At 70.2% G+C, this 23,044-nt stretch carries 21 protein-coding genes and 1 pseudogene; 10 read left to right on the top strand and 12 right to left on the bottom strand.

From position 1 onward, the window contains the following. Positions 1–56: 56 nt before the first annotated feature. Together DEP02_RS03595 and DEP02_RS03590 are read right to left on the bottom strand one after the other, a co-directional pair. A complete protein-coding gene (locus DEP02_RS03595; RefSeq protein WP_112465855.1) occupies positions 57–518 on the bottom strand; it encodes a nuclear transport factor 2 family protein in 462 nt (153 codons plus the stop codon). Positions 519–697: 179 nt separating this feature from the next. Beyond that, on the bottom strand, positions 698–2,107 hold the full coding sequence (locus DEP02_RS03590; protein ID WP_112465854.1) for a cation:dicarboxylate symporter family transporter: 1,410 nt from the start codon (positions 2,105–2,107) through the stop codon (positions 698–700). Between the two features lie 164 nt (positions 2,108–2,271). On the opposite strand from DEP02_RS03590, the pseudogene DEP02_RS03585 reads away from it, so the two are divergent. Both DEP02_RS03585 and DEP02_RS03580 read left to right on the top strand, forming a co-directional pair. Beyond that, a pseudogene (locus DEP02_RS03585) lies at positions 2,272–3,937 on the top strand (sensor histidine kinase). Further along, a complete protein-coding gene (locus DEP02_RS03580; RefSeq protein ID WP_112465859.1) occupies positions 3,934–4,632 on the top strand; it encodes a response regulator in 699 nt (232 codons plus the stop codon). Before DEP02_RS03585 ends, DEP02_RS03580 begins: the two are co-directional and overlap by 4 nt. A 183-nt stretch (positions 4,633–4,815) precedes the next feature. Here DEP02_RS03580 and DEP02_RS03575 read toward each other — a convergent pair whose 3' ends face one another. Then, complete coding sequence (locus tag DEP02_RS03575) at positions 4,816–5,841, bottom strand: ATP-dependent 6-phosphofructokinase (protein ID WP_112465853.1); 1,026 nt, start codon at positions 5,839–5,841, stop codon at positions 4,816–4,818. Positions 5,842–6,038: 197 nt separating this feature from the next. On the opposite strand from DEP02_RS03575, the gene pta reads away from it, so the two are divergent. The 3 genes from pta (at position 6,039) to pyk (ending at position 10,909) form a co-directional block, all read left to right on the top strand. Continuing rightward, positions 6,039–8,120, top strand: coding sequence for a phosphate acetyltransferase (pta, locus tag DEP02_RS03570; protein ID WP_112465852.1), 2,082 nt, complete (start codon positions 6,039–6,041; stop codon positions 8,118–8,120). Between the two features lie 27 nt (positions 8,121–8,147). Further along, entirely contained in the window at positions 8,148–9,356 is a 1,209-nt protein-coding gene (locus DEP02_RS03565) for an acetate kinase (RefSeq protein WP_112465851.1), read from the top strand. A 122-nt stretch (positions 9,357–9,478) separates the two neighbouring features. Continuing rightward, positions 9,479–10,909: a pyruvate kinase gene (gene pyk / locus DEP02_RS03560; RefSeq protein WP_112465850.1), complete on the top strand. Its 1,431-nt coding sequence runs from the start codon at positions 9,479–9,481 to the stop codon at positions 10,907–10,909. A 99-nt stretch (positions 10,910–11,008) separates the two neighbouring features. Here pyk and DEP02_RS03555 read toward each other — a convergent pair whose 3' ends face one another. From DEP02_RS03555 to DEP02_RS03540, 4 genes are all read right to left on the bottom strand, one after another. After that, positions 11,009–12,403 (bottom strand): hypothetical protein, encoded by a 1,395-nt coding sequence (locus DEP02_RS03555; RefSeq protein WP_112465849.1) that lies wholly within the window; start codon positions 12,401–12,403, stop codon positions 11,009–11,011. Continuing rightward, positions 12,393–12,950, bottom strand: a complete 558-nt coding sequence (locus DEP02_RS03550; protein ID WP_112465848.1) for a DUF6114 domain-containing protein — start codon at positions 12,948–12,950, stop codon at positions 12,393–12,395. The genes DEP02_RS03555 and DEP02_RS03550 overlap by 11 nt, the downstream gene beginning before the upstream one ends. 131 nt (positions 12,951–13,081) lie before the next feature. Then, positions 13,082–13,726 (bottom strand): DUF6230 family protein, encoded by a 645-nt coding sequence (locus DEP02_RS03545; protein ID WP_112465847.1) that lies wholly within the window; start codon positions 13,724–13,726, stop codon positions 13,082–13,084. Between the two features lie 676 nt (positions 13,727–14,402). Then, positions 14,403–15,374, bottom strand: a complete 972-nt coding sequence (locus tag DEP02_RS03540) for a tetratricopeptide repeat protein (protein ID WP_112465846.1) — start codon at positions 15,372–15,374, stop codon at positions 14,403–14,405. A 237-nt stretch (positions 15,375–15,611) separates the two neighbouring features. On the opposite strand from DEP02_RS03540, the gene DEP02_RS03535 reads away from it, so the two are divergent. Continuing rightward, a complete protein-coding gene (locus tag DEP02_RS03535) occupies positions 15,612–16,271 on the top strand; it encodes a TetR/AcrR family transcriptional regulator (RefSeq protein ID WP_112465845.1) in 660 nt (219 codons plus the stop codon). Between the two features lie 137 nt (positions 16,272–16,408). On the opposite strand, the gene icmA is transcribed toward DEP02_RS03535, so the two are convergent. The 5 genes from icmA to DEP02_RS03510 all read right to left on the bottom strand — a co-directional run bounded on the left by icmA (position 16,409) and on the right by DEP02_RS03510 (position 20,078). Then, the gene (icmA, locus tag DEP02_RS03530; RefSeq protein WP_112465844.1) at positions 16,409–18,109 is read right to left on the bottom strand and encodes a coenzyme B12-dependent isobutyryl-CoA mutase large subunit; all 1,701 of its coding nucleotides are present in this window, start codon (positions 18,107–18,109) and stop codon (positions 16,409–16,411) included. Positions 18,110–18,200: 91 nt separating this feature from the next. Further along, on the bottom strand, positions 18,201–18,542 hold the full coding sequence (locus DEP02_RS03525; protein WP_112465843.1) for a DUF3817 domain-containing protein: 342 nt from the start codon (positions 18,540–18,542) through the stop codon (positions 18,201–18,203). A gap of 55 nt (positions 18,543–18,597) precedes the next feature. Beyond that, positions 18,598–19,107 (bottom strand): MarR family winged helix-turn-helix transcriptional regulator, encoded by a 510-nt coding sequence (locus tag DEP02_RS03520; RefSeq protein ID WP_112465842.1) that lies wholly within the window; start codon positions 19,105–19,107, stop codon positions 18,598–18,600. Positions 19,108–19,443: 336 nt separating this feature from the next. Further along, positions 19,444–19,737, bottom strand: a complete 294-nt coding sequence (locus DEP02_RS03515) for an MTH1187 family thiamine-binding protein (RefSeq protein ID WP_112465841.1) — start codon at positions 19,735–19,737, stop codon at positions 19,444–19,446. Next, the gene (locus DEP02_RS03510; protein WP_112465840.1) at positions 19,734–20,078 is read right to left on the bottom strand and encodes a DUF3817 domain-containing protein; all 345 of its coding nucleotides are present in this window, start codon (positions 20,076–20,078) and stop codon (positions 19,734–19,736) included. The genes DEP02_RS03515 and DEP02_RS03510 overlap by 4 nt, the downstream gene beginning before the upstream one ends. Positions 20,079–20,271: 193 nt before the next feature. Between DEP02_RS03510 and DEP02_RS03505 the strand changes: the two genes are divergently transcribed. From DEP02_RS03505 to DEP02_RS03490, 4 genes are all read left to right on the top strand, one after another. Beyond that, positions 20,272–20,904: an AIM24 family protein gene (locus tag DEP02_RS03505; protein WP_112465839.1), complete on the top strand. Its 633-nt coding sequence runs from the start codon at positions 20,272–20,274 to the stop codon at positions 20,902–20,904. A gap of 1 nt (position 20,905) precedes the next feature. Then, positions 20,906–21,556, top strand: a complete 651-nt coding sequence (locus DEP02_RS03500; protein WP_112465838.1) for an AIM24 family protein — start codon at positions 20,906–20,908, stop codon at positions 21,554–21,556. Next, positions 21,553–22,356, top strand: coding sequence for an AIM24 family protein (locus tag DEP02_RS03495; RefSeq protein ID WP_112465837.1), 804 nt, complete (start codon positions 21,553–21,555; stop codon positions 22,354–22,356). The genes DEP02_RS03500 and DEP02_RS03495 overlap by 4 nt, the downstream gene beginning before the upstream one ends. A 94-nt stretch (positions 22,357–22,450) precedes the next feature. Further along, positions 22,451–22,927 carry a MarR family winged helix-turn-helix transcriptional regulator gene (locus DEP02_RS03490; protein WP_112465836.1) on the top strand — a complete coding sequence of 159 codons (477 nt, stop codon included), beginning with the start codon at positions 22,451–22,453 and terminating at the stop codon, positions 22,925–22,927. Positions 22,928–23,044: the final 117 nt, after the last annotated feature.

The following is a 23,044-nucleotide window of genomic DNA, read 5'->3' as shown; positions in this document are numbered from 1 at the left end:
TTGCCCGGGGGTTTTTTCGATGCACGACAAGGCGGGTCGCGGCGCGTCCGACAGCTCTACGCGTCGCCCACGCCCACCGGTGGCCGCCCCTGCGTCCAGATCGGGTGGACCGCGACACGGCGGAAACGCCAGCCGTCGGTGGTCCGGACGAGGCCGGCGTCGAAGCGACCGCCGACCGTGAAGAGCGGGTCGGCGTCGGCTCCGTACATCTGCCGCGTCGCGTCCCCGTGCACGTGCGTCATCAACGCGTTCCAGGTGGCGGTGGCTTCGTCTCCGCCCTCGGCGGTTTCCACGAGCACTCCGGAGGCGATGTGCTGCGTACGCTCATAACGCCCGAGTGCCTCCTCGGTTCCGCGGAGGGCATCGGCCCCCTCGAACGTACCCAGCGGGGTCTCCATGCGCGCGTCCTCGGTCAGGAAGCGCTCGGCCCGGTTCCCCTGGAACTCGCGGTCGTCCAAGGCCCGGAAGAACCGGTCGACGAGCAGGGTGATCTCCGTGTGATCCGTCTGTGTGGTCATGACCCGAGCGTCCTCCCTCAAGTGAGCTTGAGGTCAACAGGTGCCTCTCCCTGGGAAACGAAAGGGCCGAGCGGCCGGGCCCGTAGGGGGAGGACCCGGCCGCTCGGCGGCTTCTTCGGGTGCCGGGCGCCCGGCCCGGGTTCAGGCGGGGCCGGGCGTCCGGAGCGAAGGGCCCGGAGTCAGGCCTTGGCGAGTTCCTTCTCGTGCTGATCAGGCAGCTCGGCCGGGGTGCCGGTGCCGTCGGAGTCGTCGGAGTCGTCGGAGTCGTCGGAGTCGTCGAGCAGGGTCTTCTCGTCGAAGGGCAGCTCGCCGGCGAGCACCCGCCGCACCCGGTCCTTGTCGACCTCCCCGGTCCAGGTGCCGATCAGCAGGGTGGCGACCGCGTTGCCCGCGAAGTTGGTCAGCGCGCGGGCCTCGCTCATGAAGCGGTCGATGCCGACGATCAGGCCGACACCGTCGACCAGGGCGGGCTTGTGGGACTGCAGGGCACCGGCGAGGGTGGCCAGACCCGCGCCGGTGACACCGGCCGCGCCCTTCGAGGCGATCATCATGAACAGCAGCAGGGTGATCTGCTGGCCGACGGACAGCGGCTGGCCCATCGCGTCGGCGATGAACAGCGAGGCCATGGTCAGGTAGATCATCGTGCCGTCGAGGTTGAAGGAGTAACCGGTCGGCACGGTGATGCCGACGACCGGACGGCTCACGCCCAGGTGCTCCATCTTGGCGATCAGCCGGGGCAGCGCGGACTCGGACGACGAGGTGGACACGATCAGCAGGAACTCACGGCCCAGGTACTTCAGCAGCTGGAGGATGTTGACACCGGTCACGAGCCGGGTCAGCGCGCCCAGCACCAGGAACACGAACAGCAGACAGGTGACGTAGAAGCCGAGCATGATCGTGGCGAGTGCCTTCAGGGCGTCGATCCCCGTCTCGCCGACGACGGCGGCGATGGCGCCGAAGGCGCCGATGGGGGCGGCCCACATGATCATGGCGAGGACGCGGAAGACCAGCCGCTGGATGTGCTCCACCCCGCGCAGGATCGGCTCGCCCCTGCGGCCCATGGTCTGCAGCCCGAACCCGACGAACAGGGCGACCAGCAGGGTCTGCAGCACCTGACCCTGGGTGAACGCCGACACCAGCGTGGTCGGGATGACGCCGAGCACGAAGTCGACCGGGCCCTCGCCCCCGGCCTGGGCCTGCGCCTGGCCGACGCCCTTCACCGCCTCGGTCAGGTGCATGCCACCGCCCGGGTGGATGATGTTGCCGACCACGAGTCCGATGGCCAGCGCGACGAACGACATCGCGATGAAGTAGCAGAGCGCGAGCCCGCCGACCTTGCCGACCTTGGCGGCCTTGCGCACCGAACCGACGCCGAGCACGATCGTGCAGAAGATGATCGGCGAGATCATCATCTTGATCAGGTTCACGAAACCGGTGCCGAGCGGCTTGAGCTCCTTGGCGAGTTCCGGCGCGGCGAACCCGACTCCGATTCCCAGGACCGCCGCGGCGATCACGGCTATGTACAGATAGTGGGTGCGGTCCCGCTTGGCTGCGGGTGCGGCAGGTGCCGTATCGGCTGCGCTGCTCACGGCGGCCCTCCTTGACGACGTCGTCGGCATCACCGGCGTGCGGCTCACGTCCGGGGTTTCGGGGAATGCCGTGACTATCTCCCGCCGTGTGAGGGCGGTCACCCTTCCGTTCATTGAGTTCACGCCGGACAGATCAGGCCAGAACAGAGAGGCAGACTTGCGGCATGCGCATACCCGCCCTTCCGAGACCTCGCAGCCTGGCGGGTCAGCTGTTCGCGATGCAGGCGGTGCTGCTCGCGCTCGTCGTGGCCGGATACGCGCTGTTCACGTACGTCAATGATCAGGACCAGGCCGAGGAGGCGGCCCGCCGTCAGGCCACCGCGGTGGCCCGCTCGATCGCCGACGCGCCGTCGGTGCGGGCGGCCATCCACTCCCCCGACCCCACGGCGGAGCTCCAGCCGTACGCGCTGAGGGTGCAGAAGGACACCGAGGTCGACTTCGTCACGATCATGACTCCCGGGGGCATCCGCTGGACGCACCCGGACCCGGACCAGATCGGCAGGCCCTTCCTCGGCAACATCGCCCGCGCCCAGCGCGGCGAGACCTTCACCGAGACCTACACGGGCACCCTCGGCCCGTCCGTCCGCGCGGTCACGCCCGTCGAGGAGGGCGGGCGCGTGATCGGGCTGGTCAGCGCCGGCATCAAGGTGGAGGCGATCAGCGAGCGGATGCGGGAGCAGGTCGCCGCGCTGTTCTCGGTCGCCGCCGGGGTGCTCGCGCTCGGCGCCGTCGGTACGTACGTGATCAACGCCCAACTGCGCCGGCACACCCACGGCATGAACGCCGCCGAGCTCAGCCGCATGTACGACTACCACCAGGCCGCGCTGCACGCGGTGCGTGAGGGGCTGCTGATGCTGGACGCGCAGCACCGGGTGGCGTTGATCAATGACGGGGGGCGGGAGTTGCTGGGGGTGGGGGGGCAGGGAGGATGTCGTGGGGCGGTCGGTGGCGGACCTGGGTCTGCCGGCTCCGCTGACAAGTGCGTTGCTGGCCTGCGAGCCGCGGGTGGACGAGGTGCACCTGACCGCGTCGCGGGTGCTGGTGGTCAACACCTCGCCCGTGTCGGGCGGGCAGCGCCGGGGCACGGTGGTGACCCTGCGGGATGTCACCGAATTGCAGTCGTTGACAGGCGAGTTGGACTCCGAGCGCGGCTTCACGCAGGCGCTGCGCTCGCAGGCCCACGAGGCCGCGAACCGTCTGCACACGGTGGTGTCGCTGATCGAGCTGGGGCGGGCGGAGGAGGCCGTGGAGTTCGCCACGGCGGAGCTGGAGCTGGCCCAGGCTCTGACCGACCGGGTGGTCTCGGCGGTGAGCGAGCCGGTGCTGGCCGCGCTGCTGCTCGGCAAGACCGCGCAGGCCAACGAGCGGGGGGTGGAGCTGGTGGTGTCCGAGGACAGCGGCCTGGACGACGGGCTGCTCCCGCGGGGCCTGCCGCCCCGGGACCTGGTGACGATGCTCGGCAACCTCATCGACAACGCGGTGGACGCGGCGCAGGGCAGCCCGCGGGCGCGGGTGACGGTGACGGTGACAGCGTGCGCGGAGGGTACGGAGCTCGTGCTTCGGGTGACGGACACCGGGCCGGGGGTGGATCCGGCCCACGCGGACCTGGTGTTCCAGCGCGGCTTCTCCACCAAGCCGACGGGGTCCGGCGGGCGGGGGCTGGGCCTGGCGCTCGTACGGCAGGCTGTGCAGCGGCACGAGGGGACGTTGACGGTGACGGAGGCCGAGGAGGGCGGCGCGGTGTTCGAGGCGCGGCTGCCGTTGGGGGACGGGGGCGCAGGGCACGTGTCCGGAGGCGAGACGTGGCGGACGGCAGGGCAGGGGGCATGACGAGCGAACAGCGCATTCGCGTCCTGGTGGTCGAGGACGACCCGGTCGCGGCGGACGCGCACGTGATGTACGTCGGCCGGGTGCCGGGGTTCGTCGCGGTCGGCAAGGCGCACACGGGCGCGGAGGCCCGGCGGATGCTGGACCGCACCCCGGTGGACCTGCTCCTGCTCGACCTGCACCTGCCGGACGTGCACGGTCTGCGACTGGCCCGTTCCCTGCGGGCCGCCGGCCATCACGCGGACGTGGTCGCGGTGACCTCGGCGCGGGACCTGGCGGTGGTGCGCGAAGGGGTCTCGCTGGGCGTGGTCCAGTACGTGCTGAAACCGTTCACCTTCGCCACGCTCCGGGACCGGCTGGTGCGGTACGCCGAGTTCCGCGCGGCGGCCGGAGAGGCCGGCGGGCAGGCGGAGGTCGACCGGGCCCTCGCGACGCTGCGCGCCCCGAGCCCGGCCACCCTCCCCAAGGGGCTGAGCGCGCCGACCCTGGAACGGGTCACGGGCGTGCTGCGGGAGGCGGAGGAGGGCCTCACCGCGGCCGGGGTCGGCGAGGCGGTCGGAATCTCCCGCATCACGGCCCGGCGCTACCTGGAGCACCTGGTCGACGCGGGCCGAGCCGACCGCAGCCCCCTGTACGGCCAGGTGGGCAGACCGGAGCTGGTCTACCGGTGGATGAGGGGACCCGGGAGGGAACGCTGAGGGAACTGCTTGCCCCGGCCGTCGGTTTGGAGGGGACGTGGGGCCGCCCGCTTCTCGGGTCGGTGTCATGACTTCCGCGGGCCCTCCGGGGACAAGTGCGGGATTCGGGCCACGACGGGGAGACGCGACCTGCGGTTCTGTCCCTGCTGCCTGGCCCAAATCCTGCACTTGGTGAGGTGCGGGTCAGTACACCGACTCCGCCTCGTCCATACGGTCCTTGGGGACCGTCTTCAGTTCGGTGACCGCATCGGCGAGCGGGACCATCACGATGTCGGTGCCGCGCAGTGCGGTCATGTGGCCGAACTCGCCGCGGTGTGCGGCCTCCACCGCGTGCCAGCCGAAGCGGGTGGCGAGGACGCGGTCGTAGGCCGTGGGGACGCCGCCGCGCTGGACGTGGCCGAGGATGACCGGCTTGGACTCCTTGCCGAGCCGCTTCTCCAGCTCGTACGCCAGTGCCGTGCCGATGCCCTGGAAGCGCTCGTGGCCGTACTGGTCGATCTCGCCCTTGCCGTAGTCCATGGTGCCCTCGGCCGGGTGGGCGCCCTCGGCGACGCAGATCACGGCGAACTTCTTGCCGCGGGCGAAGCGTTCCTCGATCATCTTGACCAGGCCGGCCGGGTCGAAGGGGCGCTCGGGCAGGCATATTCCGTGGGCGCCGGCCGCCATGCCGGACTCCAGCGCGATCCAGCCCGCGTGGCGGCCCATGACCTCGACCACCATCACGCGCTGGTGGGACTCGGCGGTGGTCTTGAGGCGGTCCATCGCCTCCGTGGCCACGCCGACGGCCGTGTCGAAGCCGAAGGTGCGGTCGGTGGAGGAGATGTCGTTGTCGATCGTCTTCGGTACGCCCACCACCGGCAGCCCCGCGTCCGACAGCATCCGCGCCGCCGTCAGCGTGCCCTCGCCGCCGATCGGGATGAGCGCGTCGATGCCGAACCGGTGGATCATGTCGGAGGCGTTCTCGCACGCCTCGCGGAGCCGGTCGCGCTCCAGCCGGGAGGAGCCGAGGATGGTGCCGCCGCGGGCCAGGATGCCGCCCACCGCGTTGAGGTCCAGGGGCCGGTAGCGGCCGTCGAGCAGACCGGCATAGCCGTCCTCGAAGCCGATGACCTCGTCGCCGTACGTCGTGACCGCTCGGTGCACAACCGACCGGATCACCGCGTTCAGTCCCGGACAGTCGCCGCCTGCCGTGAGAACTCCGATACGCATCGTGCTGTGTCTCCTGCTCGCTGTTGACACCGGTGATCCTGTCCGATTGTTTCATGCCCCGGAGGTGGCATCGTCCTGATGGGCGCCTTATCTGTCGGCCGGGGTAGTGTCAAGAGGGTTCCGCCTCCTTCCGCCCACCCATGTGGGTGTTTTTCGCAGGACGCCACCCACGCCCCCCGAAGAAACGGAGAGCCCGCGTGACCCGCAGCGTGTACGTGACCGGCATCGACCGCGGCGACGGCCGGCAGATCGTCGAGCTGGGAGTCATGGAACTGCTGACCCGGCAGGTCGACCGGGTGGGCGTCTTCCGCCCTCTCGTGCACGACGGTCCGGACCGCCTCTTCGAACTGCTGCGCGCCCGCTACCGGCTCCCCCAGGACCCGGCGACCGTCTACGGCATGGACTACCACGAGGCGAACACGCTCCAGGCCGTGCGGGGCACGGACGAGCTGGTCTCCGCTCTCGTCGACCGCTTCCACCTGGTCGCCCGGGACTACGAGGTCGTCCTGGTCCTCGGCACCGACTTCGCCGAGACGCAGCTGCCCGACGAACTGTCGCTCAACGCCCGGCTGGCGAACGAGTTCGGCGCCTCCGTGCTGCCGGTCGTGGGCGGCCGCAAACAGACCGCCGAGTCCGTGCTCGCCGAGACCCTCAACGCCTACCGCGCCTACGACGGCCTGGGCTGCGACGTCCTCGCCATGGTCACCAACCGGGTGGCCCGCGAGGACCGGGACCTGATCGCCGAGCGGCTGGCCGGCCGGCTGCCGGTGCCCTGCTGGGTGGTGCCCGACGAGCCCGCCCTGTCCGCGCCGACGGTCGCGCAGATCGCCCAGGTCCTGGACGGCAAGGTCCTGCTCGGCGACGACGCGGGACTCGCCCGTGACGCCCTCGACTTCGTGTTCGGCGGCGCCATGCTGCCCAACCTCCTCAAGGCCCTCACCCCGGGCTGCCTGGTCGTCACCCCCGGCGACCGCGCCGACCTGGTCGTCGGCTCGCTCGCCGCGCACAGCGCCGGCACCCCGCCGATAGCCGGCGTACTGCTCACTCTCGGCGAGGCGCCGCGGCAGGAGATCCTCACCCTCGCCGCCCGGCTCGCCCCGGGCACCCCGGTCGTGTCGGTGGCCGGCACCAGCTTCCCCACCGCCGAGCGGCTGTTCTCCCTGGAGGGCAAGCTGACCGCGGCCACCCCGCGCAAGGCGGAGACCGCGCTCGGCCTGTTCGAGCGGTACATCGACGTCGCCGACCTCAACAAGCGGGTGTCCGCGCCGAGCAGCGACCGGATCACCCCGATGATGTTCGAGCACAAGCTGCTCCAGCAGGCCCGCTCCGACAAGCGCCGTGTGGTCCTGCCGGAGGGCGCCGAGGAGCGCGTGCTGCACGCGGCGGAGGTGCTGCTGCGCCGCGGCGTGTGCGACCTGACGCTGCTCGGGCCGGTGGACGCCATCCGCAAGAAGGCCGCCGACCTCGGTATCGACCTCGGTGACGCACAGCTGATCGACCCGGCCCGCTCCGAGCTGCGGGACGCCTTCGCCGCGCAGTACGCCCGGCTGCGCGCCCACCGGGGCGTCACGGTGGAGCTGGCGTACGACGTCGTCTCGGACGTCAACTACTTCGGCACCCTCATGGTCCAGGAGGGCCTCGCCGACGGCATGGTGTCGGGCTCGGTGCACTCCACCGCCGCGACCATCCGGCCCGCGTTCGAGATCATCAAGACCAGGGCGGACGCATCGATCGTGTCGTCGGTGTTCTTCATGTGCCTGGCCGACAAGGTGCTCGTCTACGGCGACTGCGCGGTCAACCCCGACCCGAACGCCGAGCAGTTGGCCGACATCGCCGTCCAGTCGGCGGCCACCGCCGCCCGGTTCGGCGTGGAGCCGCGGATCGCCATGCTGTCGTACTCCACCGGCACCTCCGGCTCGGGCGCCGACGTGGACAAGGTGCGCGAGGCGACCGAGCTGGTCCGGCTGCGCCGCCCGGACCTGCTGATCGAGGGACCGATCCAGTACGACGCGGCCGTGGAGCCGTCGGTGGCCGCGACCAAGCTGCCGGGCTCGGAGGTCGCCGGGCAGGCCACCGTGCTGATCTTCCCGGACCTGAACACCGGCAACAACACCTACAAGGCCGTGCAGCGTTCGGCCGGCGCGATCGCGGTCGGCCCGGTCCTGCAGGGTCTGCGCAAGCCGGTCAACGACCTCTCGCGCGGCGCCCTGGTCCAGGACATCGTCAACACCGTCGCCATCACCGCGATCCAGGCCCAGGACCAGTCGCCCGCCGGCTGACCTCCGAACAGAGAGTTTTCGAACATCGTGCACGCGACCCGCGTCCTCGTCCTCAACTCCGGATCCTCGTCGCTGAAGTACCAACTGCTCGACATGCGCGACGCGAGCCGGCTCGCCGTCGGCCTGGTCGAGCGCATCGGCGAGCAGACCTCCCACCTCCAGCACACCTTCGTCGGCACGGGTGCCACCCGTGACCACCACGGCCCGATCGCCGACCACGACACCGCCCTGAAGGCCGTGGCCGAGGAGCTGGCCAGGGACGGGCTCGGCCTGGACTCCCCCGAGCTGGCCGCGATCGGGCACCGGGTGGTGCACGGCGGCATGTTCTTCACCGAGCCCACCGTCATCGACGACGCCGTGCTCACCGAGATCGAGCGGCTGATCCCGGTGGCTCCCCTGCACAACCCGGCCAACCTCACCGGTGTCCGCACGGCCATGGCGCTGCGCCCGGACCTGCCGCAGGTCGCCGTCTTCGACACGGCGTTCCACACCACCATGCCGGAGTCCGCGGCCCGCTACGCGATCGACCCAAAGGTCGCGGACCGGTACCGGGTGCGCCGCTACGGCTTCCACGGCACCTCGCACGCGTACGTCTCCCGGGCCACGGCCGAGCTGCTGGGCAGGGCGCCGGAGGACGTCAACGTGATCGTGCTGCACCTGGGCAACGGGGCGTCCGCCTCGGCGGTGCGGGGCGGCCGGTGCGTGGACACCTCCATGGGGCTCACCCCGCTGGAGGGGCTGGTGATGGGGACGCGTTCGGGTGACCTGGACCCGGCCGTCATCTTCCATTTGCGGCGCGTTGCCGGAATGTCCATGGACGAGATCGACACTCTTCTCAACAAGAGGAGCGGACTGTTCGGTCTGTGCGGCGACAACGACATGCGGGAGATACGGCGCCGGATGGACGAGGGCGACGACGCGGCGCGGCTCGCGTTCGAGATCTACATCCACCGGCTGAAGAAGTACATCGGCGCCTATTACGCGGTACTCGGCACGGTGGACGCGGTCGCCTTCACCGCCGGGGTCGGCGAGAACGCGGCCTTCGTGCGCGAGGCCGCCGTCGCGGGCCTGGAGGGGCTGGGCCTGGCGGTGGACGGCGAGCGCAACGCCGTACGGAGCGGCGGGGCGCGGCTGATCTCGCCCGAGGACGCGCGGGTGGCCGTGGCCGTGGTTCCGACCGACGAGGAAATGGAGATCGCGACACAGACTTACGCGCTGGTGGGAAACGACGGCTGACAGCGACTGGCAACGGCTGCCGACGGCCGGCTTTTCAATGCGCGCCTGAGCGCGGCTCCGCACATTTGTACCTTCCGCCAGGCGGAATATTCCGCAGCGAAACAAACCGATAGGATCGCCCCATGCGCCGTTCGAAAATCGTCTGTACGCTCGGCCCCGCGGTCGACTCCCACGAGATGCTCGTCGCCCTGATCGAAGCGGGCATGAACGTGGCCCGTTTCAACTTCAGCCACGGCACGCACGCCGAGCACCAGGGACGGTACGACCACGTCCGCGCCGCCGCCAAGGAGACCGGCCGGGCCATCGCGGTCCTCGCCGACCTGCAGGGCCCGAAGATCCGCCTGGAGACCTTCGCCGAGGGTCCGGTCGAGCTCGAGCGGGGTGACGAGTTCACCATCACCACCGAGGACGTCCCGGGCGACAAGCACAGCTGCGGCACGACGTACAAGGGACTGCCGGGCGACGTCTCGCGCGGCGACCAGGTCCTCATCAACGACGGCAACGTCGAGCTGAAGGTCCTGGAGGTCGAGGGCCCGCGGGTGCGGACGATCGTCATCGAGGGCGGCGTCGTCTCCGACCACAAGGGCATCAACCTGCCCGGCGCCGCGGTGAACGTGCCCGCGCTGTCCGAGAAGGACGTCGAGGACCTGCGCTTCGCCCTGCGCATGGGCTGCGACATGGTCGCCCTGTCCTTCGTCCGGGACGCCAAGGACGTCGCCGACGTGCACCGGGTCATGGACGAGGAGGGCCGCCGCGTCCCCGTCATCGCCAAGGTGGAGAAGCCGCAGGCGGTGCAGAACATGCAGGACGTCGTGATGGCGTTCGACGGCGTGATGGTGGCCCGCGGCGACCTGGCCGTCGAGTACCCGCTCGAGAAGGTCCCGATGGTGCAGAAGCGCCTGATCGAGCTGTGCCGGCGCAACGCCAAGCCGGTGATCGTGGCGACCCAGATGATGGAGTCGATGATCACCAACTCCCGCCCGACCCGCGCCGAGGCCTCCGACGTGGCCAACGCGATCCTGGACGGCGCCGACGCGGTGATGCTGTCGGCCGAGTCGAGCGTGGGCGCGTATCCGGTCGAGACCGTCAAGACGATGTCGAAGATCGTCAGGGCCGCCGAGGAGGAGCTGCTCTCCAAGGGCCTGCAGCCGCTGGTGCCGGGCAAGAAGCCGCGTACACAGGGCGGTTCGGTGGCCCGTGCCGCCTGCGAGATCGCCGACTTCCTGGGCGGCAAGGGCCTGGTGGCCTTCACCCAGTCCGGCGACACGGCCCGCCGGCTCTCCCGCTACCGCGCGGTCCAGCCGATCCTGGCGTTCACCACCGACGAGTCCACCCGCAACCAGCTCGCTCTCAGCTGGGGCGTGGAGCCGCACGTGGTGCCGTTCGTCAACAGCACCGACGAAATGGTCGAGCTGGTCGACCAGGAGATGGTCAAGCTCAGCCGCTTCGCCCCCGGCGACACGGTCGTCATCACCGCCGGCTCGCCCCCCGGCGTCCCCGGCACCACCAACATGGTCCGCGTCCACCACCTGGGCAGCGGCGACCGCGACTGATCCGCGACCGACCCCGTCTTCTGCGGCACTGTGGGCGCCCCCTGCGAACCGGGGGCGCCCTCAGGCGTGTTGCGGCTGATGGACGGCCGGTGCGGACGCTCAGCCGGTGGTGAACACGTGCATGCCGGGGATGTGCAGGTTGCCGCCGAACTGGGCTGCCTGGACCACGTGGACCTTGGTGAAGTGGATCAACGGGATGTTCAGCGGGGGCGGGTTGTCCGGGCTGAACGTGACCGGGATCAGGCCGAACAGGTTGCCGGAGATGCTCTCGGTGTACATCACCGTGTCACCGCCGGTGATCGTGGACACCGAGCGCCTGGCCGCCTGCACGTGGTAGGTCTTGCCGGACTGCTTGTCCTTCACCGTCTGGTGCAGGTCGCCGATGTCCGTGCCTCTGGAGACGACGTACTTCAGCACCTTCTTCACGGTGCCGTTGGCGGTCCTGACCTCGACGATGCCCTTGTAGTCGGCGCCCTTCAGCGTCAGCGAGCTGGCGTCCAGGAACCAGGGGTCGTCGGCCAGGAGCACCGTGTTGTCCACGCCGCCCACGGCGTCGGTGGCGACCGGGCAGTTCTCCGGGTCCGTGGTGGCGCTCTCGGACGGGCTCGGCGAGGCGGTGGCCTCGTCGGCCGCTTCCTCTGCGGCCGTCCCGGCCTCCTCGGCCGCGTCGGACGCCGTGTCGGTCGTGTCCTTCACGGTGTCCTCGGCCGCGCCGGGGACCTTCTCGGTGGTGTCCTCGGCGGTGTCGGACGCGTCCTTGCCCGCGGAGCCGGGGGAACTGTCCGCGGCGTCCTTCGTCCCGTCCGCCGAGGGCGTGGCGGAGTCGGACGGCGTGGCCTCGGAAGCCGGAGACGCCTCGGAGTCCGACTTGCCGCCGGTGAGGATGCCCCCGAGCGTGTCGCCGACGGTCTCCAGCAGACCGCCGCTCCTGCTCGCGGACTCCGACGGGGTCGGCGTGACGGTGTCACCGGCACCCGAGCCGCCCGGCTTGCTCTCCGGGTCGGTGGCGGGCGGCTTGGGCGCGGCCTTGTCGTCGGAACCTGAACCCGGCGAAGAGGGCGTGCCCGAAGGGCTCTTGTCCGCGGAGGACGTCTCCGAGGGGGTCGGCTCCGCGCCGTCGCCCTTGTTGCCGTCCTTGCCGTCCTCGGCGGAGTCACCGGCGCTCGCGGAGGCGGACGGTGTCGGCGAGGCCGAGGACTCGTCCTTGTCCTTGGAGTCCTCAGAGTCCTCCAGCGCCGCGACGCAGTCCTTGTACTCGTCGATCGTCAGGCTCTTGGCGGACGGCGTCGAGGGGTTGTTGTCGGCGACGGCGAGCGTCGACGTGAACCCCATCCCCATGAGGACCGCCGTCGGCATGGCCGCCATGGCTATGGCCTTGCCGGCCGGCATGTGGAACCTGGTGAACAGCGGCTTCCTGGGTGCCGCGTGGCGGGGCCCGGTTCTCTCACGGGACTCGTCCGCCTCAGCCCCGTGGGCCACCTCGTCAGTCGGCACTGTGCCTCCCGTTCGCCCCGTTGGCCGGGCTCGTTCCTGACAGGTCGTTCGACTCGTTCGACTCACTCATCCCGTCCACCGCCGTCTCGGTCGCGGCCTCGGGGGCAGCGCCCTGAACGGGGCCGGCCTCCTCGGCATCCTCCGGCACGGGCGGCACGCCCTCCGCCCACGACACGGCCATCGCGCCGCCGATGAGCGCGGGCAGGAAGCCGAGGCCGAAGCCGCCGAAGTTGGACACGGGGATGGACACCAGCGCCAGCAGGATCGCCGCGACACCCGCGAAGACCCGGATGTGCTTCTGGAACCAGAGGCTGATGCCCAGGACGACGAGCAGCACGCCGATGATCAGAGAGCCGGCTCCCGCGGTGGTCGCCATCGCCAGGGTCAGGTGACCAAGCTTGAGTTGGGCGTACGGGAAGTACATGATCGGAAAGCCACCGAGCAGGACGAGCAGCCCGGCCCAGAACGGACGGGTGCCCCGCCAGGCGCGGAACTGCAGCCTCCGGCGGATGAACTGGCCGGGTGCGGCAGGAGTCTCGGCGCTCATGGAAAACAGCTCCCTGGTGCGGCGTTGCTGTGATGAGGGTGGTGCTTCGTGGTGTGGGGGGTGCGTGAAGGAGCGGGTGAAGGGTGGAACGGGCGGGGGTGCCGTCGGCTCCCCCGCCCGTCACCGGGTGCCTAGTAGCACTCCTTGGTGCCCATGGTCAGCGACATCTTCAGACCGCTGAGCCTGAAGGTTCCGGCGGTGGTCGCCCACGCCGTCTGCTTCACGTTGGTCAGAACGGCCGTGTCGGCCTGCTGGGCGAACCCGAAGGGGTTGGCCTTCTGCTGCTGGACCTCGCCCGGCTTCATGCCCGGACCCTTGCCGGCGTCCTGGGCCGCAACACCGATGTCGATGTTGCTGAACGTGGCGTCGGCCTGCAGGTCGGCGACGTCGATGTAGAGGTTGTCGGCCGTGACCGGCTTGTTCTTGTCACCGCCCGCCTTCAGGATCAGGCTCACGTTGCCGAAGGGCGTAGGGGTGAGGACCGACTGGCACATGCCGTTGATCGTGGCCTCTCTGAACGCCGAGACCGCGACCGGGTGACGCTCGACCTTGCTGCCGTCGAGGCTCTTCCCCGAGTCGATCGCGCCGTACTGGGCGAACCCCTTGCCTTCCAGCCTGTCGGCCGTCACCTTGAACGACTGACCCGACACGCTGAACGACGCGGCGAGGGCACCCTGCGCCAGGGCCACGCCTATCGCTGCTGTGGCGGCCACGCTGGGCACCATGACCACAGCGAACCGCTTCCATCTGGTCCCGCCACGCACTTGGGACTTCATGTTTCCTCCTTCTCGGACGTACATCTCCTGTCTTCGGCTCGCCGCCGGTCGGCGGCTCGGCCGGGCAGGGATGGGAGAAGTGCTACGCCCTCGGGAAGGAGAGCGCCCGCGCTCGGTGGCGCGAACCGCGCCCGAATCACCGGCGTTCACCCCCGAGCGACAACCACTGGTCGCGCCTGACACACATCACGCACAACCTTGCTGGGCAGGCTCCGCCGGCCGGCGAAGACCCCCCTGCCCAAGGGACGGCGCCACTGCCGCCGCCTCTGCTCGGTGGGGACCCAGACCCTCCGTGTCCCGGCCGGCTGCCGGGGTACGGGAATGGACCGAGCGTCGCCGATCGTGGTGCATTCTCGCCGCCCGCACAAGGGGGTTCGTTACTCGCTAGTAACGGCCGGATCACCGGGACGCGACTCACCGGTCCCGGATGGCGACACTCGGTCGCAATACAGGGCAGAACAAAATCATTGATCTTTGGACAGATCCGGGCAGAACAACACCCTCGACTTACTCCCAGTAACAGCGGCCGCGATTACCAAGTTTTGGTAAAGCGCGGCCGCACTGGGGCCTCGTCGGCCAATCTTTCACTCAGGCATCACATGCCCTGGCGTTTAACGACCGGTCAGCGCACGGGCCTTGGCCCGTACCGGAGCCTGAGCCGGGTTCCGGCCCGGGCTCAGAACAGCGCCCGCGCCAGCGTCCGGCGCGCCGCCGTCACCCGCGGGTCCTCGGCACCCACGACCTCGAAGAGCTCCAGCAGCCTCAGCCGCGCCGCGTCCCGGTCCTCACCGGCGGTGCGCCGCACGGCCTCGACGAGCCGCCCGAACGCGTCCTCGACGTGCCCGCCCACCAGATCCAGATCGGCGGCGGCGATCTGCGCCTGCACATCGGCCGGCTTCTCGGCCGCCTCCTTGCGCACCCGCTGCGGGTCCGCACCCTGCACCCGCTGGAGCAACTCGGCCTGGGCGAGGCCCAGTTTGGCCTCCGGGTGGCCCGGGTCGTCGGCCAGTACGTTCTTGTACGCCTGGACGGCGCCGCCCAGGTCACCGGCGTCCAGGGCCTGCGCGGCCGCGTTCAGCAGCGCGTCGTACGGGCCGACCGGGACCTGCGGGGCCGCCTGGCCACCCGGCTCGGCGTCCGGGTCGACGGTCAGGCCGGTCAGCCCGAAGCGCTGCTCGGCGACCTGCACCAGCTGGTCCAGCGTCTGCCGGATCTGCGTCTCGTCCGCGGCCCCCTGGAACAGGGGCAGGGCCTGGCCCGCGACCACCGCGAAGACCGCGGGGATCCCCTGGATCCCGAACTGCTGCATCAGCAGCTGGTTGGCGTCGACATCGATCTTGGCGAGGAGGAAGCGTCCGTTGTACTCGGCGGCCAGCCGCTCCAGGACCGGGCCCAGCTGCTTGCAGGGCTGGCACCACTCGGCCCAGAAGTCGAGGACGACGGGCACCTCGGCCGAGCGCTGCAGAACGTCGCGCTCGAACGTGGCCTCGTCGACGTCGATGACGAGATCGGCCGGGGAGACCGCCCCCGCGCCACCCTCCCTGGCCGCTTGCGCGCGCGCCTGCTCCGCCTTCGCCTTCGCCTCCTGGGCCGCCTTCACCGCGGCGAGGTCGACGACTCCGCTCATGGACATGTTCCGTGGCTGCATGCGTCTATCCTCCCCCGTTCCGCGCGCACAGTGAAAACAGCGGTGTACGGTGCGGCGCCGGGTCCCCACCGGGCGCCTGATGGTCGTCGTGGTCGTCGCTCGGGCACGGGCTCGCGCCCATGCTTTCGCTACGACCCGTAGCGTAATGGCGCCGAGCGCCTCCGCGGAACCACGCCCCGGTGATCTCCCTCACGACCGCACAGGATCGGCCAGTCATCGGCCAGTTAGGGTCAGGGCATGCAGAGCCGTACCCCTCCCACCCGCGCCGGCCGCCCGCGCAGCGCCGCCGCGGACGCGGCGATCCTGGCCGCCACCCGGGCGGCCCTGGTCGAGCTGGGCTGGTCCAGGCTCACCCTGGGGGACGTGGCCACCAGGGCAGGGGTCGCCAAGACGACTCTGTACCGCCGCTGGGCCGGAAAGAACGAACTCGTCGTCGACGCCGTCGCCGAGCTCTTCGACGAACTCCGCCTCCCCGACCACGGCAGTCTCGCCGCCGACATCGAGGGCGTGGTCCTGCAGTTCGCGGCGCTCCTGGCCCGCCCGGAGGCCAGGAGCGGTCTGATGGCGGTGGTCGCCGAGGCCACCCGCGACGAGACCCTGCGGGACCGCATCCGCACCTCCATCGTCGACCGCCAGAAACGCCTGGTCCTGGAGGGCCGGGCCCGCGCCCAGTCCCGCGGCGAACTCCCCCCGGAGCCGGGCCCGGAAGAAGCCGCCCGCACAGCCGACCTGATCTTCGACATGGTCGCGGGAGCGGTGGTCCACCGCACCCTGGTCAGCGCGGAACCGGCGGACGAGGAGTGGGTGCGGGGCTTCACACGGATTCTTTTGACGGGGCTGGCGACACACAGCCCGTTCGGGGGCCCCGCCCTGCTCGAAGAGCTCGGGGGAGTTTGAGGGCGAGGCCGTTCAGGCCGATGGGGGTGCAGGGGGCGGAGCCCCCTGGCGGGGTCGAAGGGGCGGAGCCCCTGGGGATGGGACGGGTAGGGGCGGCGGGGGCGAGAAGAACCCGCGCCGACCCCGACTCCGGCGCCTCAGAACCCCGCGGGCTCCGTGTACACCCCCCACTCCTCCCGTAGCGCGTCGCAGATCTCGCCCAGCGTCGCCTCGGCCCGGACGGCGTTCAGCATGGGTTCGATCATGTTGTCGCCATTGCGCGCCGCCGCCAGCATGGCGTCCAGCGCCGAGCGGACGGCGGCGGCGTCCCGCCCGGTCCTCCGCTCGGAGAGCACCCGGACCTGCTCCCGCTCCACCTCGTGGCTCACCCGCAGGATCTCCAGGTCCCCGGTCACGGAGCCCGTGTGGACGTTCACGCCGACGACCTTCTTCTCGCCCTTCTCCAGCGCCCGCTGGTACCGGAACGCCGACTCCGCGATCTCCCCGGTGAACCACCCGTCCTCGATCCCCCGCAGGATCCCGGACGTGATCGGCCCGATCGGGTGCTGCCCGTCGGGGTGCGCCCGCAGCCCCCGCTCCTTGATCTGCTCGAAGATCTTCTCCGCGTCCGCCTCGATCCGGTCCGTCAGCTGCTCGACGTACCACGAACCGCCCAGCGGGTCGGCGACGTTGGCGACGCCGGTCTCCTCCATCAGCACCTGCTGCGTGCGCAGCGCGATCTCCGCGGCCTGCTCGCTGGGCAGCGCGAGGGTCTCGTCGAGGGCGTTGGTGTGCAGGGAGTTGGTGCCGCCGAGCACCGCCGCGAGCGCCTCCACCGCCGTACGGACGACGTTGTTGTACGGCTGCTGGGCGGTCAGTGAGACCCCCGCGGTCTGCGTGTGGAAGCGCAGCCACTGCGCCTTCTCGGACTTCGCGCCGTAGACGTCCCGCATCCACCGCGCCCAGATGCGGCGTGCCGCGCGGAACTTGGCGATCTCCTCGAAGAAGTCGAGGTGCGCGTCGAAGAAGAAGGACAAGCCGGGTGCGAAGACGTCGACGTCCAGGCCGCGGCTCAGGCCCAGCTCGACGTACCCGAAGCCGTCCGCCAGCGTGTACGCCAGTTCCTGCGCGGCCGTCGACCCCGCCTCGCGGATGTGGTAGCCGGAGACCGACAGCGGCTTGTAGGCGGGGATGCGGGAGGCGCAGTACTCCATCAGGTCGCCGATGAGGCGCAGGTGCGGCTCGGGTTCGAAGAGCCACTCCTTCTGGGCGATGTACTCCTTGAAGATGTCCGTCTGGAGCGTGCCGTTGAGGACGGAGGCGTCCACGCCCTGGCGCTCGGCGGCGACCAGGTACATGCAGAAGACGGGGACGGCCGGCCCGCTGATCGTCATGGAGGTGGTGACGTCGCCGAGCGGGATGTCCTTGAACAGCACCTCCATGTCGGCGGCCGAGTCGATCGCCACCCCGCAGTGGCCGACCTCGCCCAGCGCGCGCGGGTCGTCGGAGTCGCGGCCCATGAGCGTCGGCATGTCGAAGGCGACCGAGAGGCCGCCTCCGCCGTTGGCGAGGATCATCTTGTAGCGCTCGTTGGTCTGCTCGGCGTTGCCGAACCCGGCGAACTGCCGGATCGTCCAGGTGCGTCCCCGGTAGCCGGTCGGGTACAGCCCGCGGGTGAAGGGGTACTCCCCGGGCCAGCCGATCCGCTCGAAGCCCTCGTACCTGTCCCCGGGTCGGGGTCCGTACACCGGCTCCACGGGGTCGCCGGAGAGCGTGGTGAAGTCCGCGTCGCGCTTGCGTGCGGCGTCGTACCGGGCCTGCCAGCGGTGGCGGCCCTCTTCGATGGCGTCAGCGTCCATACCTTCGAATTTACTAGGACGTCCTAGTAAATGTCGATGGCACACCGCCGTACGGTGTTCGTACGGCGGTGTGGTTGCGCCTCGTCGACCGTTACGCCTCGGCGACCGCGGGGGCCTCGTCCTGCGCGAGCTTGGACTCCAGCTCGTGGGTGATCCTGCGCTCGACGAAGAAAGCCGCCGTGGGAACCGTGCCCGCCAACAGGACCCACAGTTGCTTGGCGACCGGCCACTTCGCCTTGGAGCCCAGGTCGAAGGCGAAAATCAGGTAGAGGACGTACAGCCAGCCGTGGGCGATGCCCACCAGGCGCGTGAAGTCCGCCGCGCCGTCGAGGGCGAGCAGATACTTGCCGACCATGCCCAGAACCAGCAGGACCAGCAGCACGCCAGTGACGTAGGCCATGACGCGGTAGCGGGTCAGCACGCTTCGTTTCATGGGGACGAGCGTAACCGCCCGTTCCGGGAGGTCTTGCCCCGGGTCGCCTCTCGTCTCAGTCACCCTCGAAGTCGTGCGCGGCGATCCGCAGCGGACGCAGCATCGCGAAGATCTCCGCGCACTCCTCGGCGTCGTAGGCCCCAAGCCCGAAGTCCATCGCCATCAGGTCGCGGGTGGCCGACTCGACCACCTCGCGGCCCTTGTCGGTGATGACGGCGAGCGTGCCGCGCCCGTCGTTGGGGTTGGGGCGCCTGGCCACCAGACCCGACTTGACCAGGCGGTCCACCGTGTTCGTCACGGACGTGGGGTGCACCATGAGCCGCTCGCCGATCTTGGACATCGGCAGCTCGCCGGCCTTGGAGAAGGTGAGCAGCACCAGGGCCTCGTAGCGCGCGAACGTCAGCCCGTACGGCTTGACCGCCGCGTCGACCTCGGCCAGCAGGATCTGGTGGGCACGCATGATCGAGGTGATCGCGGCCATGGAGGGCACATTTCCCCAGCGCTGCTTCCAGAGCTCGTCGGCGCGGGCGATGGGGTCGAAGGGGAGACTGAGGGGCTTCCGCACGCCACCAGACCCTACCCGTCGGTCATATCCTGGTCAGCCCTGTCTCGCCTTTCGGTCCGGCGGGTGCCTCCGGTGGCTTGGGCCGGTGCGCCTGCGGTGCGTTGTGGGGTCGGGGCCGCGGGGGTGCGGGTGCCTCCGGCGGTTTGGGCTGGTGCGCCCGCAGTGCGTTGTGGGGTCGGGGCCGCGGTGCGTCCAGCCCGCCGCGCACGGGCGTACTGCTGTGGGCTGTCATGGCTGGACTGGGCAGAGACGAAGTATGCGGCGGGCTACGGACGCACCCCCGCGGCCCCTTCCGCCGTCGCACGGGTGCGGGGCCGTACGGCTCGGGCCCGGTGCCTACTCCGCGAGGTGCCTCTCGACCGTCTCCACCTTGGTGGTGAGACCGTCCGTCACGCCGGGGCGGATGTCCGCCTTGAGGACCAGGGAGACGCGCGGTGCGCGTGCCTCCACCGCGGCCACGGCGCGTTTGACGACGTCCATGACCTCGTCCCACTCGCCCTCGACGGAGGTGAACATCGCGTCGGTGCGGTGGGGCAGGCCGGACTCGCGGACGACCCGGACGGCGTCGGCGACGTACTCCCCCACGTCCTCGCCGACGCCCAGCGGTGTGACGGAGAAGGCGACGATCATGCGTTCACGACTCCTTCGCTGCGGGCGCGGGAGGCGATCACCGCGTCCTCGGCCTCGCGCTTGAGCTTGCGCTCGGCGAAGAAGCCGCCGGCCGGCAGGACCGAGAGGGCGAAGTAGAGGGCGGCGGTCTTGAACGACCACTTCGCGCGGCTCCACGCGTCGGCCCAGAAGACCACGTACAGGATGAACAGGATGCCGTGGATCGCACCCATCGCGGGCACCGCGTTGAAGTCCGTGGTCCGCTTCAGGACCGAGCAGACCAGGAGCAGGAGGAAGGAGACCGCCTCGGGGCCGGAGACCAGGCGGAGGCGGCGGAGGGCGGTGGCGGTCTTGAGTTCCACGGATCACCTTCGGTGGAGGACGGGTCGGCTTTGCTTGTGAATGTGAGCACAAGCGTTCGTCCATTGTGGCAAACCGTCGGGCGGGGGCCGGGAGGGGGTGGGCGTGGCGGACCCTTAAGGGTGCGATCAGGGTGTTTTCCGCCCGCGGACCCTGTCCGCCTCCCCCGTCCGCCGCTACCGTCACTTCGTGGCGATGTTCCGACTGCAAGGCAGCAGAGTGCTCGCCGTCGACATGACCGGGGACGCCGTGAAGGCGAAGAACGGCTCGATGGTCGCGTACGACGGGCAGATGTCCTTCAAGAGGCTGACCGGGGGCGGCGAAGGGCTGCGCGGCATGGTGACCCGGCGGCTCACCGGTGAGCAGATGACCGTGATGGAGGTGCGGGGGCAGGGGACCTGCTGGTTCGCCGACCGGGCGTCGGAGGTCAACCTCGTGCGGCTGTCCGGGGACAAGCTGTACGTCGAGTCGAGCAATCTGCTCGTGACGGACGCCGGGCTGAGGACGGGGACCACGTTCACCGGGCTGCGCGGCGCCTCGCAGGGGAACGGGCTGTTCACGACCACGGTCGAGGGGCACGGGCAGGCGGCGATCATGTCGGACGGGCCGGCGGTGGTGCTCCGGGTGAGCCCGCAGTATCCGCTGATCGTCGATCCGGGGGCGTACATCGCGCACCAGGGGAACGTGCGGCAGTCCTTCCAGTCCGGCGTGACCTTCCGCACCTTTCTGGGGGAAGGCGGCGGGGAGGCCTTCCAGATCCGGTTCGAGGGGGACGGGCTGGTGTACGTGCAGCCGAGCGAGCGGAACACGATCGCGGGGGATCTTTGAGATGGCGTTCCGTGAGGTCAACTCCAGGATGGTCGAGGCGACGGTCGTGCCGGGGCAGCGGCTGTTCAGCCAGCGCGGGGCGATGCTCGCCTACCGGGGCGATGTCTCCTTCACGCCCAACATCCAGGGCGGTCAGGGCGGGCTGATGTCGATGATCGGGCGCCGGGTGTCGGGCGAGGCCACCCCGCTGATGACCGTGGAGGGCAGCGGCACGGTCTTCTTCGGGCACGGTGGCCATCATGTGCACGTGATCAGCCTGACGGGCGACACGCTGTACGTGGAGGCGGACCGGCTGCTGGCCTTCGAGGGCACGCTCGAGCAGGGGACGATGTTCATGGGCTCGCAGGGCGGGGTCATGGGCATGGTGCGGGGCCAGGTGACGGGTCAGGGGCTGTTCACGACCACGCTGAGGGGCCATGGGTCGGTGGTCGTGATGGCGCACGGCGGCGTCTTCGAGCTGCCGGTCACCCCGCAGCGTCCGGTGCATGTCGACCCACAGGCCTACGTCGCCCACCACGGCGACGTCCGCAACAAGCTGTCCACCGCGCTGGGCTGGCGCGAGATGGTGGGGCGCGGCTCCGGGGAGGGCTTCCAGCTGGAGCTGAGCGGCAACGGCACGGTCTACGTCCAGGCCTCGGAGGAGAAGCTGTGAGCGCGTACGGAACGCCCGGCGCCGGGCCCGTGATCCATGACCCGATGACCCTGCCGGCCGACGACAACGTGAACCCGTACACCTTCTGCGTGGACCTCAAGGGGAGCCAGTGGTTCCTGCAGAAGGGGAAGATGATCGCCTACTACGGGGCGATCGAGTTCAACGGCATCGGGCACGGGCGACTGGACCACCTGGTCCGCACGGCGTTTCATTCGCCTCTGCACGCGAGCGACTGGGTGGTGGCCGAGGGTTCGGGGCGGATGCTGCTCGCCGACCGGGCCTTCGATGTCAACTCCTTCGACCTGGACGACGGCAATCTGACCATTCGCTCCGGCAATCTGCTCGCTTTTCAGCCAACTCTCGCACTCAAACAGTCGATCGTGCCGGGCTTTCTGACACTCATCGGAACCGGGAAGTTCGTGGCCGCGTCCAACGGGCCGGTGGTGTTCATGGAACCCCCGATCCGGGTGGACCCGCAGGCGCTCGTCGGGTGGGCCGACTGCCCCTCCCCGTGCCACCACTACGACCACGGGTACCTGACCGGCGTACTGGGCGGTCTACGTGCGATGACGGGCCTCGGGCCGGTCTCCGGGGAGGAGCACCAGTTCGAGTTCGTGGGGGCCGGAACGGTCCTGCTGCAGTCGAGCGAGGCCCTCATGGCCGAGCAGGCCTCGGGGGTGCTCCCGAACGAGCCCGGGGTACCCGGAGCTGGACGGGTGTCCAGAACCGGCGGACAGCAAGCCGGCACACAGGGCCTTCCCGGCCAGCCGGGAGGGCTCCCGCGTCGCTTCGGGCTGTGAGCGGTAGTCTGCGGAGTGTGACGGTTCGAACGCGTGCGCACCGTCACAACGCCCTTTCTAGTTCGCCTTTCAACTTCTTAGGTAGACTTCATTCATGGAGACCGAGACGGCCACGCGCTGGCTGACCGATGCGGAGCAGTGCGCCTGGCGCACCCACCTGGAGGTCAACAGGCTGTTGACGTACCAGCTCGAAAAGGACCTCCAGCCGTTCGGCCTGACAATGAACGACTACGAGATCCTGGTGAATCTCTCCGAGTCGGAGGACGTACGGATGCGGATGAGCGACCTCGCGTCCGCCACCCTCCAGTCCAAGAGCCGCCTCTCGCACCAGATCACGCGTATGGAGAACGCGAACCTGGTGCGCCGTGAGCACTGCGAGTCCGACCGCAGGGGGCTGTACGCGGTCCTCACCGAGCACGGCATGGAGACCATGCAGAAGGTCGCGCCGCATCATGTGGCGTCCGTGCGGAGGCATTTCATCGACCTGCTGGATCCCGAGGCGCTGATGGAGCTGGACAAGGCCCTGAAGCCGGTGGCCCAGCACCTGCGGGACCAGCGGGGACGGATGTAGCGCTGCCCGCTGCCCGGTCTGCGGGCAGTCGTGCCTCCCCCGAGCTCTTCGAGCAGGGGGACCCCGGGCGGCACGGGCAGAACGACAGGCGGGCCCCGAGGGGCCCGCCTGTCGTTC

It is taken from the genome of Streptomyces triticisoli, assembly GCF_003270085.1.
GTDB classification, from domain to species: domain Bacteria; phylum Actinomycetota; class Actinomycetes; order Streptomycetales; family Streptomycetaceae; genus Streptomyces; species Streptomyces triticisoli.
The sequence above is the reverse complement of the archived record's forward strand: the minus strand, read 5'-3'. Positions and strand labels throughout refer to the sequence as shown.